Genomic DNA, 20074 nt, shown 5'->3' with positions numbered 1-20074 from the left:
CGTAGGATGGACCGCATGGCGAAGACCGGTACGACGACCCAGGGGCTGCGCGCGGCGATCGAGCGCAGCGGCTACTACCCGGCCCTCGTGGCCGAGGCGGTGGAGGCCGCTGTCGGTGGCGAGCAGATCGCGTCGTACCTGGTGCACCAGGAGACCACGTTCGACGCGAACGAAGTGCGCCGCCATGTCACCGTCCTCGTCCTGACGGCCAACCGCTTCATCGTCAGCCACACCGACGAGCAGGCCGCCGACTCGTCCTCCCCGACGCCGTACGCCACCACCTCCACCGAATCGGTCAAGCTCGGCCGGATCTCGTCTGTCGTGGTCAGCCGCGTCGTCGCCAACCCCGAGTCGTACACTCCCGGCACCCTGCCCCGCGAGGTCGTCCTCACTATCGGCTGGGGCGCCGTATCCCGCCTCGACCTGGAGCCCGCGGCCTGCGGCGACCCCAACTGCGAGGCGGACCACGGCTACACCGGCAACTCCACCGCCGACGACCTGAGCCTGCGCGTCAGCGAGGCCGGCGACGGCCCGGACGCCGTCCGCCAGACGCTCGCCTTCGCCCAGGCGCTCTCCGAAGCCACGGCAGCCACGCGCTGATGGCCCAGCCCGCAGCTCAGCCCCCGTGGCCGGACGACCCCGTTCCTCCCCCAGCGCCTTCGGCCTGGGGGTACCCCCATCTCGCTCCGCTCGCTCTCGACACCGCGCCCGTCCCCGATTACGGCACCGGATCGCTCGCCGATCTGCTGCCGACGCTCGCCGCGGGCCAGGGGGTGCCGGGCCTGACCCAGTCCATCCCCGAGCTCACCCCCGCCGACCGGAACTGCGTGTTCCTGATCGACGGCCTCGGCTGGGAGCAGATCAAGGCCCACCCGGACGAGGCCCCGTATCTCACCTCGCTGCTCGCCACCTCGCGGGGCGGCACGGGACGGCCGATAACCGCCGGATTCCCCGCCACCACCGCCACCTCACTGGCCTCTGTCGGCACCGGCCTGCCGCCCGGCGCGCACGGACTGCCCGGCTACACCGCGCGCAACCCGGAGACCGGCGAGCTGATGAACCAGCTGCGCTGGAAGCCGTACACAGATCCGAGGATCTGGCAGCCGTACCCCACCGTCTTCCAGCTGGCCCACGCGGCGGGCGTGCACACCGCGCAGGTGTCGTCGCCGACCTTCCAGCACACTCCGCTCACCAAGATCGCGCTGAGCGGCGGCAGCTTCCTCGGCCGGCTCTCCGGCGAGGAGCGGATGGACCTCGCGGCGGAGCAACTCGCCGCGGGAGACCGCTCGTTGGTCTACACGTACTACAGCGACGTGGACGGCAAGGGCCACCGCTTCGGCGTCGACTCCGATGCCTGGCGCGGCCAGCTCATGTACGTCGACCGGCTGGTGCAGCGTCTCGCCGAGCAGCTCCCGCCCCGCGCGGCCCTGTATGTCACTGCCGACCACGGCATGATCGACATCCCCTTCGACGAGCAGTCGCGCATCGACTTCGACGAGGACTGGGAGCTGCGCGCGGGAGTCGCCCTGCTGGGCGGCGAGGGCCGGGCCCGCCATGTCTACGCCGTGCCCGGTGCCGAGTCCGATGTGCTCGCAGTCTGGCGCGAGGTGCTCGGCGAGCAGTTCTGGGTGGCGAGCCGGGACGAGGCGATCGCCGCCGGCTGGTTCGGCGCGCGGGTCGACGAGCGGGTGTTCGGGCGGATCGGCGATGTCGTCGCCGCGGCCCACGACGACGTGGTGATCACCGCATCCGTCAATGAGCCGCACGAGTCGATGATGGTGGGGATGCACGGCTCGATGACCCCCATCGAGCAGCTCGTCCCGCTCTTCGAAGTACGCTCATAAGCGCCCGTGGACGCTCCTCTCCCGCAGACCCGAAAGGTCCTCAACTCCCCATGCCCGAGCTGGTGTTCTTCTCCGGAACGATGGACTGCGGAAAGAGCACCCTCGCTCTTCAGATCGAGCACAACCGGTCCGCGCGCGGCCTCCAGGGCATGATCTTCACGCGCGACGACCGCGCGGGCGAGGGCAAGCTCTCCTCCCGGCTCGGCCTGGTCACCGACGCGGTCGAGGCCGCGGAGGGCTTCGACTTCTACGGGTATCTCGTCGCCCATCTCTCCAAGGGCGGACGCTGCGACTACGTCATCGCCGACGAGGCACAGTTCCTCGCGCCGGAGCAGATCGACCAGCTCGCGCGCGTTGTGGACGACCTCGACCTGGACGTCTTCGCCTTCGGCATCACCACCGACTTCCGCTCCAAGCTCTTCCCCGGCTCTCAGCGGCTCGTCGAACTCGCAGACCGGGTCGAGGTGCTTCAGGTCGAGGCGCTGTGCTGGTGCGGCGCGCGGGCTACGCACAACGCCCGTACCGTCGGCGGGGTGATGGTCGTCGAAGGCGCCCAGGTCGTCGTCGGCGACGTCAACCAGTCGCCGGACGAGATCGGTTACGAGGTACTGTGCCGGCGCCACCACCGGCGGCGGATGACCGCCGCCACCGCCCGCGCCGCCGCGCTCTCCCCGGACGTCCTGCCGGTCGAGGTCGCCGACGTCAGCGACCAGCCGTCCGTACGATCGTGAAGACGGCACCCTCCGGGTCCGCGACGGTCGCGGTCCGCCCGCCGGCATCGTCCCTCGGTGGCTGCAGCACATGCCCGCCGAGCTCCATGACCCGGCGTGCGGCCTCGTCGGTGTCCTCGACCTCGAAGTACGTCATCCAGTGCGTGCCCCGGTCGCGCGGCAGGGCATGGCCCACGCCGTGCAGGGCGGCCACCGGATGCCCATCCAGGTGCAGCGTCACATAGTCGAAGTCGGCCGGGACGACCGGCTCCAGCTCGTAGCCGAAGACCGCCTGGTAGAACTTGCTGACCGAAGCGGTCTCCGTGGTCAGCAGCTCTTCCCAGACCGGTGTGCCGTGTGTGCCGTACACGGCGGTGCCGCTGAGGGCGCCCCGCTGCCAGATGCCGAAGACCGCGCCCGCCGGGTCGGTCACGATGGCCAGCCGGCCCGCGTCCTCTGCGTCCAGCGGGCCGACGCCGACCGTGCCGCCGTAGCTCCTGATCTTTTCGACGGTCGCGTCCGCGTCGTCGGTCGCCAGGTACGGCGTCCAGGCGACCCCGAGATGCCGGTCGGCCGGCAGCCGGCCGATGCCCGCGACCTCCTTGCCGTCCAGCAACGCGCGGACGTACGGCCCGAGCTGCTGCGGGCCGGGTGCGAACTCCCAGCCGAACAGCTCTGCGTAGAAGGCCTGGGTCGCGTCAAGGCTGTGCACCATCAAGCTCACCCAGCAGGGCGCGCCGGGTGTGTGCCGAGTCGCCTCGGTCATCGTCACTCTCTCCTCGGACCATCGTGGTGGTCGTGCGGGGGACCGGATACGCGCCGTTGTGCGGAACGGCGTGCGCCCCGTGCAGATGCTCGCACCACCCGGCGTCCGGTGCGCCCCGGCCGCGCCGCTTTTGGCCGGTTCCCGATGGAGGATGCCCGTTTTGGCATTAACCATCCGTTTCGGAGGCGCTACTCTCTGCCCGGCCGCTGCGCAAGGATGGGCACATGAACCCCATCGTTTCCGCGACCGATCTCGCGAGCGAGCTTGCCGGATTCCGCCCTCCGGTGCTCCTGGACATCCGCTGGCAGCTGGGCGGGCCGCACGGGCGGCCGGGCTACGAGGCCGGGCACATCCCCGGCGCGGTCTTCGTCGACCTGGACGCGGAACTGGCCGGCCCGCCCGGCGACGGCGGCCGCCACCCGCTGCCGGACCCGGAGGCCTTCGGCGCGGCGATGCGCAGGGCGGGCGTTTCGGCCGGCTCGCCGGTTGTTGCGTACGACGGCGGCCAGGGCTGGGCGGCGGCCCGCGCCTGGTGGCTCTTGCGCTGGACGGGCCACACGGACGTACGGGTCCTGGACGGCGGCCTCGCCGTGTGGACGGGACCCCTGGAGACCGAGACCCCCACCCCCGCCGAGGGCACCTTCACCCCCGCACCGGGCGCGCTCCCGCTCCTGGACGCCGACGCGGCGGCGGCCCTGGCCCGCTCGGGCATCCTCCTGGACGCACGCGCGGCTGAGCGCTACCGGGGCGACGTCGAGCCGATCGACCGGGTGGGCGGCCACATCCCGGGCGCGATCTCGGCCCCGACGACGGAAAACGTCGACCAGGAAGGCCACTTCCTCCCGCCCGGGGAACTCGCAGCCCGCTTCACCAAGCTGGGAGCCTCCGAGACCACACCCGAGGTGGGCGTCTACTGCGGCTCCGGCGTCTCGGGCGCGCACGAGGCACTGGCCCTGGCCATCGCGGGCTTCACCCCGGCGCTGTACGCGGGCTCCTGGTCGCAGTGGTCCAGGGACGAATCCCGACCGGTGGCGACGGGCCCCCAACCGGGCTGACGCCCGGGCGCCCCAAGAGGCCCGGCACCGTCGCGGTGCCGGGCCCCTGCGCGCAGTCGGTCGCGGCCGGAGCGCCCTAGTCCTGCTTCTTGCGGCGCGTGCCGAACACGATCTCGTCCCAGCTGGGCACCGCCGCGCGGCGCCCCGGGCGGACGCCGTCCGCCTCCGCCTGCCTGTCCGTCGTGCCGGTCAGGCGGTCGCGGTGGCCCGCCACCGAGCGCGGCATGAGCACGTCCGCGTACGCCGAACCCGCGCCCGCCGAGGCCGCCGGAGCGACCGGCTCTTCCGCCTCGGGCTCCTGGACGGGCTCGGTCGCAGGAGGCTCCGGCGGTGCGGGCCGCTCGGGCACGACCATGTCGCCCCGGAAGCTCGGCACCGCCTCCAGCAGGCTCGTCAGGGAGTCCCGCTCCCCGCCGCCCTCCTCCGGCTCGGCCGACGGCACGGGCGGGCGCTCCATCTGACGGTCGAGCGCGCGGTCCAGCGGACGGTCCCGCGGCAGCCGTGCGATGCGCGGTACGAACGGAAAGCTCGGCTCCTGCGACGCGATCGTGTCGTCCGTCTCGCCGATCAGCGCGCGCGCCTCGTCGTCGACTGCCTGGACGAGCCGCCGCGGCGGGTCGTACGTCCAGCTCGCCGAGTGCGGCTCGCCCGCCACCCGGTAGACCAGCAGCACTTCCCAAGTGCCGTCGTCCCGGCGCCAGGAGTCCCACTGCGCGGTGTCCTTCTCGGCGCCGCGCAGCGTCAGCCGTTCCTGCACCGCCTCGCCGAGCTGCGGCCCGGTGTTCTCGCCGGGACGGCGTACGGGAGTCTTGCGCGCCCGCTCCGCCATGAACGCGCGCTCGGCGAGCACGGGTCCTTCGAAGCGCCGCACCCGGTCGACCGGAATGCCGGCGAGCTGCGCGACCTCCTCGGCGGAGGCTCCGGCGCGTATACGTGCCTGGATGTCTCGAGGGCGGAGATGGCTCTCCACCTCGATCTCGATCTGGCCGAGGCGGGCACGGTCATTGCGCACGGCAGCGCGCAGCCGCTCGTCAATCGGAAGCGTGTACTCCGTGCTGTCCGCAGCCTTGAGCACCAGTCGTGTGCCGTCGTTGGAGACGGCCACGACACGCAGTTCGGGCATGGGGACCTCCCGGGTGGTGCCTGCCGACGTCACGTGCGTCGCTGCTTCCGCTAGTCGAGTGTGGCCTGCCCGGGTGCAGCCTGCCACAACCTTGCCGAGTTGCCCGGCGTGTCGGGCACAGGCCCTGGATCGCCGTTATGGCACGGTTACCTATTTGCCACTCTGAGTAACAAGTCGGTCACTCTGTACATCCAGTGCCCATGCGGTGCCGCGGCGCCGCCGGATCGAGCGCCGCTTTCGGCCCCCTACCTGGGGTCCGGACACCCGAGAGGGAGGCCGGGCCCAGGGCTCGCCACAGTACTCCATTCGGGCCACGGGGGTGGACCGCCGCGCCGCCGAACTTCTGCTCGAGCACGGGAGTTGGGCGTCTGGGGCATGGGTGATCAGGTGCCCTGGTTCACAGAACCTTCCCAAAGGGAACTATTCACTTCGTTCAACTGTCCCTGCCTGGTGCATGGTTGAGCCGATGGGCATGGTTGGGCGGATGGGCAAGCAGGCGCCCGCCGGCGAGGCCGCCCTCGGTCCTCAGTCGCCCAGAACTCGCCGCAGATAGTCATTGCCGAACAGCCGCTCAGGGTCCAGCCGGTCGCGCAGCGCCGTGAATTCACCGAACCGCGGATACACCTCCGTGAAGTACTCCGCGTCTCGCGTGTGCACCTTGCCCCAGTGCGGCCGGCCGCCGTGCGCGGTCATGATCCGTTCCACCGCGGTGAAGTACGACTGGTACGGCGTGCCCTTGTAGAGGTGCACGGCTATGTACGCGCTCTCCCGGCCCGAGGCCGTCGAGAGCGCGATGTCGTCGGCCGGGGCCGTCCGCACCTCCACCGGGAAGCTGACGCGCAGCGGCGAGCGCTCGATCATCGCCTTCACCTCGCGCAGCGCGCCGACCGTCGCCTCCCGCGGAAGCGCGTACTCCATCTCCACGAACCGCACCCGGCGCGGAGATGTGAAGACCTTGTAGGGGATGTCCGTGTACGTACGGGCGGAGAGGGCGCGGCTGGAGATCTTGGCGACCGTCGGGATGGTCGCGGGGACCGCCCGGCCGAGCGAATTGACCACCTGGAAGAGGCCGTTGGAAAGCAGCTCGTCCTCGATCCAGCCGCTGATCTGTCCGGGCGGGGCGGCGGGGCCCGCGCTGCGGTTGTTGCGCTTGGTGTTGCAATTGCCGGTGTGCGGGAACCAGTAGAACTCGAAGTGCTCGTTCTCGGCGAAGAGCGCGTCGAATTCGGCGGTGACCTTGTCGAAGGCCATCGGCTCCTCGCGGGCCGTCAGCAGAAAGACCGGCTCCACGGCGAAGGCGATCGCGCTGACGACGCCGAGCGCGCCGAGCCCGATCCGGGCCGCCGCGAAGACGTCCGGATTCTCCTTCTCGGAGCAGGTCAGCACCGAGCCGTCCGCCGTGACCAGCTCAAGTGCCCTGATCTGGGCGGCGATCGAGGCCGATTCGCGGCCAGTGCCGTGCGTGCCGGTGGAGGTCGCGCCCGCCACCGTCTGATCCATGATGTCGCCCATGTTCGTGAGCGAGAGCCCCTCACGGGCGAGGGCCGCGTTCAGCCGCTTGAGCGTAGTGCCCGCCTCGACGGTGACGGTCATGGCCGTACGGTCGATGTCCCGGATCCCGGCCAGCAGTTCGGGCCGTATCAGCACCCCGTCGGTGGCCGCGGCGGCGGTGAAGGAGTGGCCCGTGCCGACGGCCTTCACCTTGAAGCCGTCCTCGGCCGCCTTCCGTACGGCGGCGGCGAGTTCCTCGGCGGAGGCGGGCGAGACCTCCCGTACCGGACGGGCGGTGACATTCCCCGCCCAGTTACGCCACGTGCTGCGCCCCGTCTTCGTACTCCCGCTCACGCTGCCCCTCCCGCGTCGGCACCGGCCTGCGCAGCCGGCGGTACCCCAGGAACGCCACCGCGGCCGCGAGCGCTCCCGCAACGGCGGGCACCACGTACCCCGCGTCCGCTCCCGACGCGTCGACCACCCAGCCGGCGGCCGAGGAGCCGAGCGCCACTCCGACCGCGAGCCCGGTACTGGTCCAGGTCATGCCCTCGGTCAGGTTGGTGCGCGGTACGTGCGCTTCGATCAGGGCCATCGTGGTCACCATCGTGGGTGCGACGGACAGGCCCGCGACAAAGAGCGCCACGGCCAGGAAGGGAAGGTTCCCGGCCAGTTGGAGGGGGATCATACTCACGGCCATCGCACACACTCCCACCAGCCACCTTCGGGAGGCCGAGCCCTTGAGGTGGAGCAGTCCGAAGACCGCTCCGGCGAGGCAGGAGCCGAGCGCGTACACCGCGAGGACCAGGCTCGCCGCGGCCTTGTGCCCCTGCTCCTCCGCGAAGGCCACCGTGACGACGTCGACCGCGCCGAAGATCGCGCCCGTCGCCACGAAGGTGGCCACCAGCACCTGCAGTCCGGGGGAGCGCAGTGCGGAGCCGCCGGTGTGGTGCTCGCGCGGATGCGGCACCGGCTCGGTGGCGCGCTGCGCGGTCAGCCAGAAGACGCCGACGATCAGGAACGCGGCTGCGAGCAGCGGGCCCGCCTCGGGGAACCAGGCGGTGGAGAGCCCGATGGAGATGATCGGCCCGAAGATGAAGCACACCTCGTCGACGATCGACTCCCACGAATACGCGGTGTGCAGCTCGCGCGGCGAACCCCGGTAGATCTCGGCCCACCGGGCGCGGGTCATCGAGCCCACGCTCGGCACACAGCCCGCGGCCGCGGAGAAGACGAACAGCGTCCAGTCCGCGGCGTCTTGCTGGGCGCAGACCAGCAGGCCCGCGACGGCCGCCACCGAGGCGAGGGTGGCCGGGCGCAGCACCTTGGCCTGACCGTGCCGGTCTACCAGCCGGGAGATCTGCGGGCCGAGCACCGCGGCCGACATCGCGAGCGTCGCCGCGAGCGCGCCCGCGAGTCCGTAGCGCCCTGTGATCTGGGAAATCATGGTCACGATGCCGATGCCCATCATGGACAGCGGCATCCGGCCGAAGAAGCCTGCGGCGGAGAACCCCTTGCTGCCTGGGGCGGCGAAGATGGCGCGGTACGGACTGGGCAAGGAGAGCTCCGGTAAGGCGCCTCACCGGGGCCCGTGATGGACGTGGGCCGGGGGCGTTGTTGGTTCGCTGTGCCTGGGTGGCTTCGCCAGCGTAAGGCGTATGAGAGGCATTCGCAGATTACGCCGGTACCACTGCTCCGCGCACGGCGGTTTTCTCGCTGTCCGAGGCTGGTGGCAGGATCGGTTCCATGTCGGATCAGCGTGACCCAGTCCCTTACGACGCCCTGCTGCTGCTCTCCTTCGGCGGTCCCGAAGGCCCGGACGACGTCGTCCCGTTCCTGGAGAACGTCACCCGGGGCCGCGGCATCCCCACGGAACGGCTCAAGGAGGTGGGGCAGCACTACTTCCTGTTCGGCGGGGTCAGTCCGATCAACGACCAGAACCGCGCCCTGCTGGACGCCCTGCGCAAGGACTTCGCCGAGCACGGCCTTGACCTGCCGGTGCACTGGGGCAACCGGAACTGGGCGCCGTATCTGACCGACACCCTGCGCGAGATGGTCCAGGACGGCCACCGTCGCATCGCCGTCCTCGCCACCAGCGCGTACGCCTCGTACTCCGGCTGCCGTCAGTACCGCGAGAACCTCGCGGACGCGCTGGCCACCCTGGAGGCGGAAGGGCTGGAACTGCCGCGCGTGGACAAGCTGCGGCACTACTTCAACCACCCCGGTTTCGTACGCCCCATGATCGAAGGCGTCCTCAAGTCGCTGGTGGACCTTCCCGAGGAGGTGCGCGCGGGGGCCCATCTCGCGTTCACCACGCACTCCGTCCCGAAGTCCGCGGCCGACGCGTCGGGCCCGGTCGACCGGCACGGCGAGGGCGGTGCGTATGTACGCCAGCACCTCGAGGTCGCCCGGCTGATCGCCGACGCCGTGCGCGAGCAGACAGGCGTCGAGCACCCCTGGCAGCTCGTCTACCAGTCGCGCAGCGGGGCCCCGCACATCCCGTGGCTGGAGCCGGACATCTGTGACCACCTGGAGGAGCTGCACGGCTCCGGCGCGCCCGCGGTGGTGATGGTGCCCATCGGCTTCGTCTCCGACCACATGGAGGTCCTGTACGACCTTGACACCGAGGCCACCGCGAAGGCCAGCGAGCTGGGGCTGCCCGTGCGGCGTTCGGCGACGGTCGGCGCCGACCCGCGGTTCGCCGCCGCGGTGCGCGACCTCGTCCTTGAGCGGGCCGCGACGGAGCGTGGCCTGCCCGCCGAGCGCTGTGCGCTGGGGGCGCTCGGCCCCTCGCACGACCTCTGTCCGGTCGGCTGCTGCCCGGCCCGGGCGCCGAAGCCCGCGGCCGCCGGCGCCGACAGCCCTTACGCGTAAGGAAGCTCTGTGACCGATCCTCTCCTGCCCGAACTGCTCGACCTCGCCCTGGAGGCCGCCCGCCGGGCGGGGGAGCTGCTGCGCGACGGCCGCCCCGCCGACCTGGGCGTCGCCGCCACCAAGTCCAGCCCCATCGACGTCGTCACAGAGATGGACATCGCAGCCGAGAAGCTGATCACCGGCTTCCTGGCCGAGCACCGCCCCGACGACGGCTTCCTCGGCGAGGAGGGCGCCTCCACGGCCGGCACCAGCGGCGTCCGCTGGGTCATCGACCCGCTCGACGGCACCGTCAACTACCTGTACGGCCTGCCCACCTGGGCGGTCTCCATCGCCGCCGAGCGCGACGGCGCGACGGTCGTGGGGGTCGTGGCGGCCCCGATGCGCCGCGAGACCTACCGGGCGGTGCTCGGCGGCGGTGCGTACGCCGACGACAAGCCCCTCCGGTGCCGCCCTGCGCCCCCGCTGGACCAGGCCCTGGTCTCCACCGGCTTCAACTACGTCGCGGCCGTACGCACCCACCAGGCGGACGTCGCCCAGCGGCTGATCCCGCGCCTGCGTGACATCCGCCGCAGCGGCTCCGCGGCCGTGGACCTCTGCGACGTCGCCGCGGGCCGCCTGGACGGCTACTACGAGCGCGGCCTCAACGCCTGGGACCTGGCGGCGGGCGACCTGATCGCCCGCGAGGCGGGCGCCCTGACCGGCGGCCGTCCCGGGCAGGCACCTTCGTACGATCTGGCGGTGGCGGCGAGCCCGGGCGTCTTCGAGCCGCTGCAGGCGCTCCTGGAAGAGTTCGGCGCCTGGCACGACTAGGGCCGCGCGACTGGAGCGAGCCGTACGACTGGAACGAGCCCGTACGCCTGGAACAAGCAGCACAGAAGGGCCCCGGCGCCGTCCCGCGGCGTCGGGGCCCTTCTCATGTCCGGTACCTGTACGGCCCGGCGCTACGCGGCGCTGACCTCCACGCCGTGCTCCGCGGCCAGGCGGCGCAGGTCGTCCAACTCTGCCTGCTCGACATCCGCAAGGAAGTCGTCACCCGTCTCGCGAGCCAGCGTGAGGTCTGTCTCCGCGGCCTTTATGCGCTGCAGCAGTCCTGCGGTGAATGCGTCCATGTGCGCCCCCTCGTCGTGGGTCGGTGGCACGGGGGTGTGCCGACGGTGGGTTGATCAACCCGGGAACAGGTCGTGGCGTGCCACATACAGGGCGTGATCTCGGGTGTGCAGTCGTCTTCCCCAGGCCCTCCCTGAGAGAAACCTCAACTGCCCCGGGAATCCGGATATTTCCTTGACGCCCCGGCCGGTCGTCACGGACTGCACCGCCTTACAGCCGGTTTACGCGCGTAACGGGCAGGATGGATGCGCACAGCCAGTGCTCACACACCGCCCTGATCACGGGGTGACGGGCCCAGAGGAAGGATCACGACGTGCGCGTACTCGTCGTCGAGGACGAGCAGCTGCTCGCCGATGCGGTGGCCACCGGACTGCGCCGGGAGGCCATGGCCGTCGACGTCGTGTACGACGGCGCGGCGGCCCTGGAGCGCATCGGGGTCAACGACTACGACGTGGTCGTCCTGGACCGCGACCTTCCGCTGGTCCACGGCGACGACGTGTGCCGCAAGATCGTCGAGCTGGGAATGCCGACCCGGGTGCTGATGCTGACCGCGTCCGGCGACGTCAGCGACCGTGTCGAGGGCCTGGAACTGGGCGCGGACGACTACCTCCCCAAGCCCTTCGCCTTCAGCGAGCTCACCGCCCGTGTACGGGCGCTGGGCCGCCGTACGACCGTGCCGCTGCCGCCCGTCCTGGAGCGTGCCGGCATCAAGCTCGATCCGAACCGCCGTGAGGTCTTCCGCGACGGCAAGGAGATCCAGCTCGCCCCCAAGGAGTTCGCAGTCCTGGAGGTCCTGATGCGCAGCGAGGGCGCTGTCGTCTCGGCCGAGCAGCTGCTCGAAAAGGCATGGGACGAGAACACCGACCCGTTCACCAATGTCGTGCGCGTGACCGTGATGACCCTGCGCCGCAAGCTCGGCGAGCCACCCGTGATCGTCACCGTCCCCGGCTCCGGCTACCGGATCTGATCGATGGCCACCACCCCGGCGCCACCGGCGGCGCCTCCGAAACCGACCTGGGACCCGCGGGAGCCTGTGCGGCCCTGGCTGCGCCCGACCATCCGGATACGGCTCACGCTGTTGTACGGCGGGATGTTCCTGATCGCCGGAATCCTGCTGCTGTCGATCATCTATCTGCTCACCGCGCAGGCGCTGCAGGTCAGGGTCGGCGACCTGCCCTTCAAGATCGTGACGGGACAGGTGCAGCCCACCACCGAGTGGTGCCGGCTGCCGGAGCAGGGGACCGGCGAGCAGTTCAACGAGGCCGTCGCGGGGTGCCTCCAGCACCAGCGCGAGATGGCCCTCGACGACCTGCTGCGCCGCTCGCTCTTCGCGCTGCTCGGCCTCAGCATCATCGCCTTCGCCTTCGGCTACGCCATGGCGGGCCGCGTCCTGTCCCCGCTCGGCCGGATCACCCGCACCGCCCGTCAGGTGGCCGGCTCCGACCTCTCGCGGCGGATCGAGCTGGACGGCCCGGACGACGAGCTCAAGGAGCTCGCCGACACCTTCGACGAGATGCTGGAGCGCCTGGAGCGGGCCTTCACCGCGCAGCGGCGGTTCGTCGCGAACGCCTCGCACGAGCTGCGTACACCGCTCGCGATCAACCGCACGCTGCTGGAGGTCCACCTCTCCGACCCCGGGGCGCCCGTGGAGCTTCAGCAGCTGGGCAAGACCCTCCTGGCCACCAACGAGCGCAGCGAGCAACTGGTCGAAGGCCTGTTGCTGCTCGCCCGCAGCGACAACCAGATCGTCGAGCGCAAGCCGGTGGACCTCGCCGAGGTCGCAACGCGCGCCGTCGACCAAGGGCGCGCCGAGGCCGAGGCGACAGGCGTGGAGATCCGCGGGAGGCGCGCGCCCGCCGTCGTGCAGGGCAATGGCGTCCTGCTGGAGCGGATCGCCCTGAACCTGGTGCAGAACGCCGTGCGCTACAACATCCCGGAAGGGGGCTGGGTGGAAGTCACCACCGAGACCCGGCAGAGCCAGGCGGTGCTGGTGGTCTCGAATACGGGGCCGGTGGTTCCCGCGTACGAGATCGACAACATCTTCGAGCCCTTCCGGCGGCTGCGGCAGGAGCGCACCGGCAGCGACAAGGGCGTCGGCCTGGGGCTTTCGATCGCCCGCTCGGTGGCCCGCGCTCACGGAGGCCGTATTATCGCGGAGCCTCGGGAGGGCGGAGGCCTCGTGATGCGCGTCACCCTCCCGGTCTGAGATGCTGAGCGACGCGCCTCGCTTCGTTCGCTTTACGCGGAATTTTCGGGACGCGAGCCCGAGAGGCCCGTGTGTGATCGATCACAGAGGCGAATTTCAGGCCATCAACTCTCCGTGATCAAGGATCTGCCGGAAAACCAGGAAAAGTCCGGGTTTCCGGGGGCCGAGATCACGGGAAGTACACGGGGTGGCGCCCGTGAAGTGCGACATTCGGACCGTGTACGGTCCCGATCGCCATCCAACCAGAGCACTCTTGAGGAATCCGGTTGGGTGTCGATTGAGTAACAGACCTTGATGTGAGGCAAAATCTCCGCCTCGGGTCGGGCACAAGTCCGGCCTCTCACGCGTTACGTGCGCTGGAGACACCGCAGACACCCAGAGGGGGAGAGCGACATGGCAACGGACTACGACACCCCACGCAAGACCGACGACGACGTCGATTCGGACAGCCTTGAGGAACTGAAGGCTCGCCGGAACGACAAGACGACGTCGTCCGTCGACGTCGACGAATTCGAGCAGGCCGAAGGCCTGGAGCTGCCCGGAGCGGACCTTTCCAACGAGGAACTGTCCGTTCGCGTGCTGCCCCGGCAGGCTGACGAGTTCACCTGCATGAGCTGCTTCCTGGTGCACCACCGCAGCCAGCTGGCCCGAGAGAAGAACGGTCAGCCGATCTGCCGCGACTGCGACTGAGGTCCGGCGGCCGTGGCAGGCGATACACCGTCCAGGAAGCGGCGCCTTCGGCGTCACAAGCCGCCGGAGGCGCATCAGGGCGGTACGGGCCCGGCACACGACGCCAAGGCGTCTGCCGAGCACTCGGCCGCCTTGCTGCCCCACGGCGCAGCAGACGACGACGGGCGGGGCCTGCCGGCCTCGCTCGAAGCAGCCGGTCAGGCGGGGTCCCCGAGCAGGGCTCCACGCCTGGCCGCCGTAAGGCACAGCGTCCGGAAGGGTGGCGAGAGCGCCAGAGCGGGGCTCACGTACATCGCCGACCGGATCATCGAGAACGCACCGCGCGTGCCGGTGCGCGATCTCGCGACGCTGCGCAAGCAGTTCCCCGGCCTCGCTCCCGAGCAGCTTGCGGACAAGCTGGTCGCGGGCGCGGCCAACGGCACATCCACGGTCGGCGCGGGTATCGGCGCGGCCGCGATGATGCCTGTACCGCCGGCGATGCCGGCCGAGCTGGCCGCGGAGATCATCGGCGTCGCCGCGATCGAGCTCAAGCTCATCGCCGAGCTCCACGAGGTCTATGGCATCAGGCCGCCGGGCACCCTCACGGAGCGCAGCGCCGCCTATCTGACCTCCTGGACGGAGGAGCGCGGGATCGACGTGACCAAGCCGTCCTCGGTGAATGCCGCACTCGGCGGCCGTTTCAAGCGCGAGCTGCGGCAGCAGATCATGAAGCGCATGGTCCGTAATCTGCCGAACCTGATGCCGTTCATGGTCGGCGCGGCCGTCGGAGCCGTGCTGAACCGCAGGGACACCAAGAAGCTCGCGGAGCGCATCCGCAAGGACCTGCGCAGCAAGCAGGTCCCCTGGGACGCGCTGCCGCCACTCCCGCCGCTGGAGCAGCCCAAGGATCCGCTGGAGACGCGTCAGGGCCCCCGCGAACTGGGCCGCTGACGCCCCGGGCCGTCAGGCCGTGGGCACCGCCGTCAGGGCGGCGGCCAGCGCCTTCGGTTTCCGGGTCGAGAGATAGACGTACGGCGTCGGGTCGGCCGGATCCGTGATCTCGATCCGCAGGGCCGTCGGGACATAGCTGCGCAGCAGCATGAAGGCCCGGGGATCCGCCTTGTACGAGCGCCAGGCGCGCGCCTCGTCCGCGTCCAGCACCTCGGCCTCGCCGAGCGCCGTCAGCGGGATCCGGGCGTCGCCCGCGACCAGTGAGTCCGCCACCACGCGGATGCGTACCGAGCCGTACGAACTGACCACGACCGCCGCCATCGCTGCCGCGCCGATCAGGCCGCCGAGCATCGGCAGCGTCCCCAGCGGCAGCATCAGCAGGCCGCCCGCGACGCCCACGAGGGCGGTGATGACCCACCACGAACGGGGTGCGGTCAGACGTTCTTCGTAGTGCGGGACGGAAGGCTGCATGAAACCAAGCTTGGCACGGTGCGGCCCGCGGGTAGCCGCGCGGGTAAGGTCTGCGCCTGTGAGCACTGCGAAATCCCGGGGGGCGACCCCCGGATCCTCGGGCCGGGCCGCGGCTATGACCCCTCCGGCCGACGCCATACCGCCAGTGAGGCACCCCGAAGCCCCGGCGCCCGGTGAGCTCCTCGGCGCGCACTACGAGCACTGTTTCGGCTGCGGCGAGGCTCAGCCGCAGGGACTGCACCTTCAGGCGCGGGCCGGCGAGGGTGTACGCGTCACCGCCGAGTTCACCGTCAAGCCAGCGCACCAGGGCGCGCCCGGCCTCGCGCACGGCGGCGTACTCGCCTCGGCCCTGGACGAGACGCTCGGCTCGCTGAACTGGCTGCTGCGGACCATCGCGGTCACCGGCCGGCTCGAGACCGACTTCGTACGCCCGGTGCCCGTGGACACCGTGCTGCACCTCCAGGCCGAGGTGACCGCGGTCGCCGGACGCAAGATCTTCTCCACCGCCGTCGGCCGGATCGGCGGCCCCGACGGACCCGTCGCCGTCCGTGCCGACGCCCTCTTCGTCGAGGTCAAGGTCGACCACTTCATCGACAACGGCCGCCCGGAGGAGATCCAGGCGGCCATGGCCGACCCCGACCAGATCAGGCGCGCCCGCGCCTTCGAGGTGAACCCCTGATGCGCAACCCTGTCGATGTGCTGATCCGTCGTGTGGACCCCGAGGTGCCGCTCCCGGCGTACGCACACCCCGGCGACGCCGGCGCCGATCTCGTGACCACCGAGGCGGTCGAACTCGCCCCGGGTGAACGGGCCGTGCTGCCCACCGGGGTGTCGGTCGCCCTCCCCGATGGGTACGCGGCCTTCGTGCACCCTCGGTCCGGTCTGGCCGCCCGCTGCGGAGTAGCCCTCGTGAATGCCCCGGGGACGGTGGATGCCGGGTACCGTGGGGAGATCAAGGTGATCGTGGTCAATCTCGATCCGCGCGAGACCGTGCGGTTCGATCGGTTCGACCGGATTGCCCAACTGGTCGTCCAGCAGGTCGAGAAGGTGCGCTTCCACGAGGTGGCGGAGCTTCCCGGCTCGGCGCGGGCCGAGGGGGGCTTCGGGTCCACCGGCGGTCATGCCGCCGTGGACGGCTCAACGGGTGGGAATCGATACGCTTCGGTCGTATCCGACCGGGAAGGACAGTGACGTGTTCGGACGTCGCAAGAAGAGTGGTTCCGCCAGGGACGCGGCGGACGCAGCGGGCGAGGCCGAGCAGGTCGTCGACGAGCGTGACGCTCGGTACTCCGACGAGGCAGCCGAGTCTGCCGAGGAGGGGACGCCCCGCCGGACGAACCTTCCGCCGGCGCCCCGGCCCGACGGCCCCTGGGACGTCTCCGAGGTATCCAAGCCCGGCGAGGGCCGGGTCGATCTGGGCGGACTCTTCGTGCCCGGAGTCGAGGGAATGGAGCTGCGCGTCGAGGTCGCGGGTGACGCGATCGTCGCCGCCACCGTCGTGCTGCGCGACAGCGCCGTACAGCTGCAGGCCTTCGCGGCGCCCAAGAAGGAAGGCATCTGGGGCGAGGTCCGCGAGGAGATCGCCTCCGGCATCACGCAGCAGGGCGGCATCATCGACGAGGTCGAGGGGCCGCTCGGCTGGGAGCTGCGGGCCCAGGTCCCGGTACAGCTGCCGGACGGCACGGGCGGTGTGCAGCTGGTGCGCTTCGTCGGCGTCGACGGGCCGCGCTGGTTCCTGCGCGGAGTGATCTCCGGGCAGGGCGCCGTGCAGCCGGCGGCCGCCGGGCTGCTCGAGCAGATCTTCCGGGACACCGTCGTCGTACGGGGCGACGGGCCGATGGCGCCGCGCGACCCGATCGTCCTCAAGCTGCCGGACGATGCGCAGATGGTGCCCGAGGGCGTTCAGCAGGAGGAGCAGGGGAGCTCCCGCTTCTCCGGCGGCATGGGGCAGCTGCAGCGCGGCCCCGAGATCACCGAGGTGCGCTGACACCTCGGGCGGAAATCGACCGGGCCGGTGGGCCGCGCTCCTTCACGGGAGTGCGGCCCACCGGTCTGTCCGGCCCCGGCGGGAACGGGCTGCATCAGAATCGCGTCAAATGCGCAGCTGAGGCCTTCCTCATGCCCGGAATGTCGGAAACTCTGGCCGTAGGGTCGAGGCAGTGTGAACAGCTGTCTGAAAGACAATGGGGCCATGGGACGCGGCAAGCTACGGGTCTATCTCGGCTCGGCACCGGGCGTCGGCAAGACATACGCCATGCTGTCCGAGGCGCATCGCCGTGTGGAGCGTGGCACCGACTGCGTGGTCGCCTTCGTCGAGCACCACGGACGAGCGCGCACCGAGGTGATGCTGCACGGCCTGGAGCAGATCCAGCGCCGCGAGATCGAGTACCGCGGCACGGTCTTCACCGAGATGGACGTCGACGCGGTTCTCGAGCGCCGTCCGGCCGTCGCGCTCGTGGACGAACTGGCTCACACGAATGTGCCGGGCTCCCGTAACGCCAAGCGCTGGCAGGACGTCGAGGAGCTGCTCGCGGCGGGCATCGACGTCATATCGACGGTCAACATCCAGCACTTCGAGTCCCTGGGTGACGTCGTCGAGTCGATCACGGGCGTACGACAAAGGGAGACCGTCCCGGACGAGGTCGTCCGCCGGGCGGACCAGCTCGAACTGGTCGACATGTCGCCACAGGCGCTGCGCCGTCGCATGGCCCACGGCAACATCTACACGTCGGACAAGGTCGACGCGGCCCTCTCCAACTACTTCCGTCCCGGAAACCTCACAGCGCTGCGGGAGTTGGCCCTGCTCTGGGTCGCGGACCGGGTCGACGAATACCTCCAGCAGTACCGCGGCGAGCACAACATCCGCTCCACCTGGCAGGCGCGTGAGCGCATCGTCGTCGGCCTCACCGGCGGCCCCGAGGGCCGCACCCTCATCCGGCGCGCCGCCCGGCTCGCGGAGAAGGGCGCCGGCGGCGAGGTGCTGGCCGTCTACATCGCCCGCAGTGACGGGCTGACCTCGGCCTCGCCCAAGGAACTGGCCGTCCAGCGGACCCTCGTCGAGGACCTCGGCGGCACCTTCCGCCACGTCATCGGCGACGACGTCCCGTCCGCGCTCCTGGAGTTCGCCCGCGGAGTCAACGCCACCCAGATCGTGCTCGGTGCCAGCCGCCGCCCGACCTGGCAGTACATGTTCGGCCCCGGCGTCAGCGCGACGGTCGCCCGCGAATCCGGCCCCGACCTCGACGTACACATCGTCACGCACGACGAGGCGGGCAAGGGCCGGGGACTGCCGGTGGCCCGTGGCGCCCGGCTCGGCCGGTCCCGGATCGTCGCGGGCTGGCTCGTCGGCGTCGCCGGTCCCGTACTGCTCTCGCTGATACTGACCAGCCTCGACGACAGCCTGGGGCTCGCCAACGACGTCCTGCTCTTCCTCTTCCTGACCGTGGCGTCAGCGCTGCTCGGCGGACTGCTGCCGGCGCTCGCCTCGGCCGCCGTCGGCTCGCTGCTGCTGAACTACTACTTCACGCCGCCAACCCACACCCTGACCATCTCGGACCCGAAGAACATCGTCGCCATCGTGATCTTCTTCGCGGTGGCCGTGGCTGTGGCCTCCGTGGTGGACCTTGCGGCCCGCCGCACCCATCAGGCGGCCCGGCTGCGTGCCGAGTCCGAGATCCTGTCCTTCCTGGCCGGCAGCGTGCTGCGGGGAGAGACCACCCTGGACGCGCTGCTGGAGCGGGTCCGCGAGACCTTCGGTATGGAGTCCGTGGCGCTGCTGGAGCGGCTGAGCGACGTCGAGCCGTGGACCTGCGCGGGCAGCGTCGGCCCCAGCTCCGTCCAGCGCCCCGAGGACGCGGACGTGGACATGCCGGTCGGCGACCATATGGCGCTCGCCCTGTCCGGCCGCGTCCTGCCCGCCGAGGACCGCCGGGTGCTCGCCGCCTTCGCCGCCCAGGCCGCCGTCGTACTGGACCGCCAGCGACTGGTCGGCGAGGCGGAGGAGGCCCGCAGGCTGGCCGAGGGCAATCGCATCCGTACGGCTCTGCTCGCAGCCGTCAGCCACGATCTGCGCACCCCGCTGGCCGCGATCAAGGCAGCCGTCTCCTCGCTCAGGTCCGACGACGTCGCCTGGTCCGACGAGGACGAGGCGGAACTGCTCGAAGGGATCGAGGACGGCGCCGACCGCCTCGACCATCTCGTCGGCAACCTTCTCGACATGTCCCGCCTCCAGACCGGCACTGTCGCCCCGCTCATCCGGGTGACCGATCTCGACGAGGTCGTCCCGATGGCGCTCGTCGCGGTGCCCGCGGAGAGTGTCGAGCTCGACATACCCGAGACGCTGCCCATGGTGGCCGTCGACCGGGGACTGCTGGAACGTTCCGTCGCCAACATCGTCGAGAACGCCGTTAAGTACAGCCCCGACGCCACACCCGTCTCCGTCTCCGCGAGCACCCCCGGCGACCGCGTCGAGGTGCGGGTCGCAGACCGCGGCCCCGGTGTCCCGGATGACGAGAAAGAGCGGATTTTCGAGCCCTTCCAGCGCTACGGTGACGCTCCACGCGGTGCCGGTGTGGGCCTCGGTCTCGCGGTCGCCCGCGGCTTCGTCGAAGCCATGGGCGGCACACTCACCGCGGAGGACACCCCCGGCGGTGGCATGACCATGGTCCTCACCCTCAGGGCAGCACCCCGAGCCGCTCCGGTCAGCCCCGAACTTCCCGCCCGGGTCATCTCGTGACCGGGACGCCAGCGATGGCAGTGCAGAGCAGAGATGTCAGTGCAGAGATGTCAGTGCAGAGCAGAAAGGCAGGCC

General features: G+C 70.8%; 20 protein-coding genes. 14 read left to right on the top strand and 6 right to left on the bottom strand.

Annotation, left to right across the window (positions count from 1 at the left end):
- Positions 1-15 precede the first annotated feature (15 nt).
- From QFZ67_RS09500 to QFZ67_RS09490, 3 genes are read left to right on the top strand one after another with little or no spacing between them, the layout of a single operon-like run.
- Entirely contained in the window at positions 16-600 is a 585-nt protein-coding gene (locus QFZ67_RS09500; protein ID WP_307660657.1) for a DUF5998 family protein, read from the top strand.
- Positions 600-1844 carry an alkaline phosphatase family protein gene (locus tag QFZ67_RS09495; protein ID WP_307660656.1) on the top strand — a complete coding sequence of 415 codons (1245 nt, stop codon included), beginning with the start codon at positions 600-602 and terminating at the stop codon, positions 1842-1844. The genes QFZ67_RS09500 and QFZ67_RS09495 overlap by 1 nt, the downstream gene beginning before the upstream one ends.
- 50 nt (positions 1845-1894) lie before the next feature.
- Complete coding sequence (locus QFZ67_RS09490; RefSeq protein ID WP_307660655.1) at positions 1895-2575, top strand: thymidine kinase; 681 nt, start codon at positions 1895-1897, stop codon at positions 2573-2575.
- Here QFZ67_RS09490 and QFZ67_RS09485 read toward each other — a convergent pair.
- A complete protein-coding gene (locus QFZ67_RS09485; protein WP_307660654.1) occupies positions 2547-3320 on the bottom strand; it encodes a VOC family protein in 774 nt (257 codons plus the stop codon). The genes QFZ67_RS09490 and QFZ67_RS09485 overlap by 29 nt on opposite strands.
- 224 nt (positions 3321-3544) lie before the next feature.
- On the opposite strand from QFZ67_RS09485, the gene QFZ67_RS09480 reads away from it, so the two are divergent.
- A complete protein-coding gene (locus QFZ67_RS09480) occupies positions 3545-4375 on the top strand; it encodes a sulfurtransferase (RefSeq protein ID WP_307660653.1) in 831 nt (276 codons plus the stop codon).
- Positions 4376-4451: 76 nt separating this feature from the next.
- On the opposite strand, the gene sepH is transcribed toward QFZ67_RS09480, so the two are convergent.
- From sepH to QFZ67_RS09465, 3 genes are all read right to left on the bottom strand, one after another.
- Positions 4452-5498: a septation protein SepH gene (gene sepH / locus QFZ67_RS09475; RefSeq protein WP_307660652.1), complete on the bottom strand. Its 1047-nt coding sequence runs from the start codon at positions 5496-5498 to the stop codon at positions 4452-4454.
- Positions 5499-6023: 525 nt separating this feature from the next.
- Positions 6024-7343, bottom strand: coding sequence for a D-arabinono-1,4-lactone oxidase (locus QFZ67_RS09470; protein WP_307660651.1), 1320 nt, complete (start codon positions 7341-7343; stop codon positions 6024-6026).
- Positions 7303-8544: an MFS transporter gene (locus QFZ67_RS09465; protein WP_307660650.1), complete on the bottom strand. Its 1242-nt coding sequence runs from the start codon at positions 8542-8544 to the stop codon at positions 7303-7305. Before QFZ67_RS09465 ends, QFZ67_RS09470 begins: the two co-directional genes overlap by 41 nt.
- Positions 8545-8732: 188 nt before the next feature.
- On the opposite strand from QFZ67_RS09465, the gene QFZ67_RS09460 reads away from it, so the two are divergent.
- Together QFZ67_RS09460 and QFZ67_RS09455 are read left to right on the top strand one after the other, a co-directional pair.
- Positions 8733-9860, top strand: coding sequence for a ferrochelatase (locus QFZ67_RS09460; protein WP_307660649.1), 1128 nt, complete (start codon positions 8733-8735; stop codon positions 9858-9860).
- 9 nt (positions 9861-9869) lie between these two features.
- Positions 9870-10670: an inositol monophosphatase family protein gene (locus tag QFZ67_RS09455; protein ID WP_307660648.1), complete on the top strand. Its 801-nt coding sequence runs from the start codon at positions 9870-9872 to the stop codon at positions 10668-10670.
- A 131-nt stretch (positions 10671-10801) separates the two neighbouring features.
- Here QFZ67_RS09455 and QFZ67_RS09450 read toward each other — a convergent pair whose 3' ends face one another.
- Entirely contained in the window at positions 10802-10969 is a 168-nt protein-coding gene (locus tag QFZ67_RS09450) for a hypothetical protein (RefSeq protein ID WP_186356888.1), read from the bottom strand.
- A gap of 311 nt (positions 10970-11280) precedes the next feature.
- Here QFZ67_RS09450 and QFZ67_RS09445 point away from each other — a divergent pair, with 311 nt between their 5' ends.
- From QFZ67_RS09445 to QFZ67_RS09430, 4 genes are all read left to right on the top strand, one after another.
- Positions 11281-11934 carry a response regulator transcription factor gene (locus QFZ67_RS09445; RefSeq protein WP_142213241.1) on the top strand — a complete coding sequence of 218 codons (654 nt, stop codon included), beginning with the start codon at positions 11281-11283 and terminating at the stop codon, positions 11932-11934.
- A gap of 3 nt (positions 11935-11937) precedes the next feature.
- Positions 11938-13173 (top strand): cell wall metabolism sensor histidine kinase WalK, encoded by a 1236-nt coding sequence (locus QFZ67_RS09440; RefSeq protein ID WP_307660647.1) that lies wholly within the window; start codon positions 11938-11940, stop codon positions 13171-13173.
- A 393-nt stretch (positions 13174-13566) separates the two neighbouring features.
- Entirely contained in the window at positions 13567-13863 is a 297-nt protein-coding gene (locus QFZ67_RS09435) for a DUF4193 domain-containing protein (protein ID WP_142213239.1), read from the top strand.
- 12 nt (positions 13864-13875) lie between these two features.
- Positions 13876-14793 carry a hypothetical protein gene (locus QFZ67_RS09430; RefSeq protein ID WP_307660646.1) on the top strand — a complete coding sequence of 306 codons (918 nt, stop codon included), beginning with the start codon at positions 13876-13878 and terminating at the stop codon, positions 14791-14793.
- Positions 14794-14805: 12 nt separating this feature from the next.
- Here QFZ67_RS09430 and QFZ67_RS09425 read toward each other — a convergent pair whose 3' ends face one another.
- Entirely contained in the window at positions 14806-15264 is a 459-nt protein-coding gene (locus QFZ67_RS09425; RefSeq protein WP_307660645.1) for a DUF3093 domain-containing protein, read from the bottom strand.
- A gap of 115 nt (positions 15265-15379) precedes the next feature.
- On the opposite strand from QFZ67_RS09425, the gene QFZ67_RS09420 reads away from it, so the two are divergent.
- From QFZ67_RS09420 to QFZ67_RS09405, 4 genes are all read left to right on the top strand, one after another.
- On the top strand, positions 15380-15943 hold the full coding sequence (locus QFZ67_RS09420) for a PaaI family thioesterase (protein WP_307665778.1): 564 nt from the start codon (positions 15380-15382) through the stop codon (positions 15941-15943).
- Positions 15943-16455: a dUTP diphosphatase gene (gene dut, locus QFZ67_RS09415; RefSeq protein ID WP_307660644.1), complete on the top strand. Its 513-nt coding sequence runs from the start codon at positions 15943-15945 to the stop codon at positions 16453-16455. Before QFZ67_RS09420 ends, dut begins: the two co-directional genes overlap by 1 nt.
- A gap of 1 nt (position 16456) precedes the next feature.
- A complete protein-coding gene (locus tag QFZ67_RS09410) occupies positions 16457-17251 on the top strand; it encodes a DUF3710 domain-containing protein (protein ID WP_307660643.1) in 795 nt (264 codons plus the stop codon).
- Between the two features lie 204 nt (positions 17252-17455).
- On the top strand, positions 17456-19999 hold the full coding sequence (locus tag QFZ67_RS09405; protein WP_307660642.1) for a sensor histidine kinase KdpD: 2544 nt from the start codon (positions 17456-17458) through the stop codon (positions 19997-19999).
- Positions 20000-20074: the final 75 nt, after the last annotated feature.

The organism is Streptomyces sp. V1I1 (genome assembly GCF_030817355.1).
In the GTDB taxonomy this organism is placed as follows: Bacteria; Actinomycetota; Actinomycetes; order Streptomycetales; family Streptomycetaceae; genus Streptomyces.
This window is presented reverse-complemented; position numbering and strand designations above follow the sequence as displayed.

Excerpts from the sequence above, each read along its gene's own strand:
- QFZ67_RS09500 (WP_307660657.1), top strand. The coding sequence starts at position 16 with ATGGCGAAGACCGGTACGACGACCCAGGGGCTGCGCGCGGCGATCGAG.
- QFZ67_RS09495 (WP_307660656.1), top strand. The coding sequence starts at position 600 with ATGGCCCAGCCCGCAGCTCAGCCCCCGTGGCCGGACGACCCCGTTCCT.
- QFZ67_RS09490 (WP_307660655.1), top strand. The coding sequence starts at position 1,895 with ATGCCCGAGCTGGTGTTCTTCTCCGGAACGATGGACTGCGGAAAGAGC.
- QFZ67_RS09485 (WP_307660654.1), bottom strand. The coding sequence starts at position 3,320 with ATGACCGAGGCGACTCGGCACACACCCGGCGCGCCCTGCTGGGTGAGC.
- QFZ67_RS09480 (WP_307660653.1), top strand. The coding sequence starts at position 3,545 with ATGAACCCCATCGTTTCCGCGACCGATCTCGCGAGCGAGCTTGCCGGA.
- sepH (WP_307660652.1), bottom strand. The coding sequence starts at position 5,498 with ATGCCCGAACTGCGTGTCGTGGCCGTCTCCAACGACGGCACACGACTG.
- QFZ67_RS09460 (WP_307660649.1), top strand. The coding sequence starts at position 8,733 with ATGTCGGATCAGCGTGACCCAGTCCCTTACGACGCCCTGCTGCTGCTC.
- QFZ67_RS09450 (WP_186356888.1), bottom strand. The coding sequence starts at position 10,969 with ATGGACGCATTCACCGCAGGACTGCTGCAGCGCATAAAGGCCGCGGAG.
- QFZ67_RS09440 (WP_307660647.1), top strand. The coding sequence starts at position 11,938 with ATGGCCACCACCCCGGCGCCACCGGCGGCGCCTCCGAAACCGACCTGG.
- QFZ67_RS09435 (WP_142213239.1), top strand. The coding sequence starts at position 13,567 with ATGGCAACGGACTACGACACCCCACGCAAGACCGACGACGACGTCGAT.
- QFZ67_RS09425 (WP_307660645.1), bottom strand. The coding sequence starts at position 15,264 with ATGCAGCCTTCCGTCCCGCACTACGAAGAACGTCTGACCGCACCCCGT.
- QFZ67_RS09420 (WP_307665778.1), top strand. The coding sequence starts at position 15,380 with ATGACCCCTCCGGCCGACGCCATACCGCCAGTGAGGCACCCCGAAGCC.
- dut (WP_307660644.1), top strand. The coding sequence starts at position 15,943 with ATGCGCAACCCTGTCGATGTGCTGATCCGTCGTGTGGACCCCGAGGTG.
- QFZ67_RS09405 (WP_307660642.1), top strand. The coding sequence starts at position 17,456 with ATGGGACGCGGCAAGCTACGGGTCTATCTCGGCTCGGCACCGGGCGTC.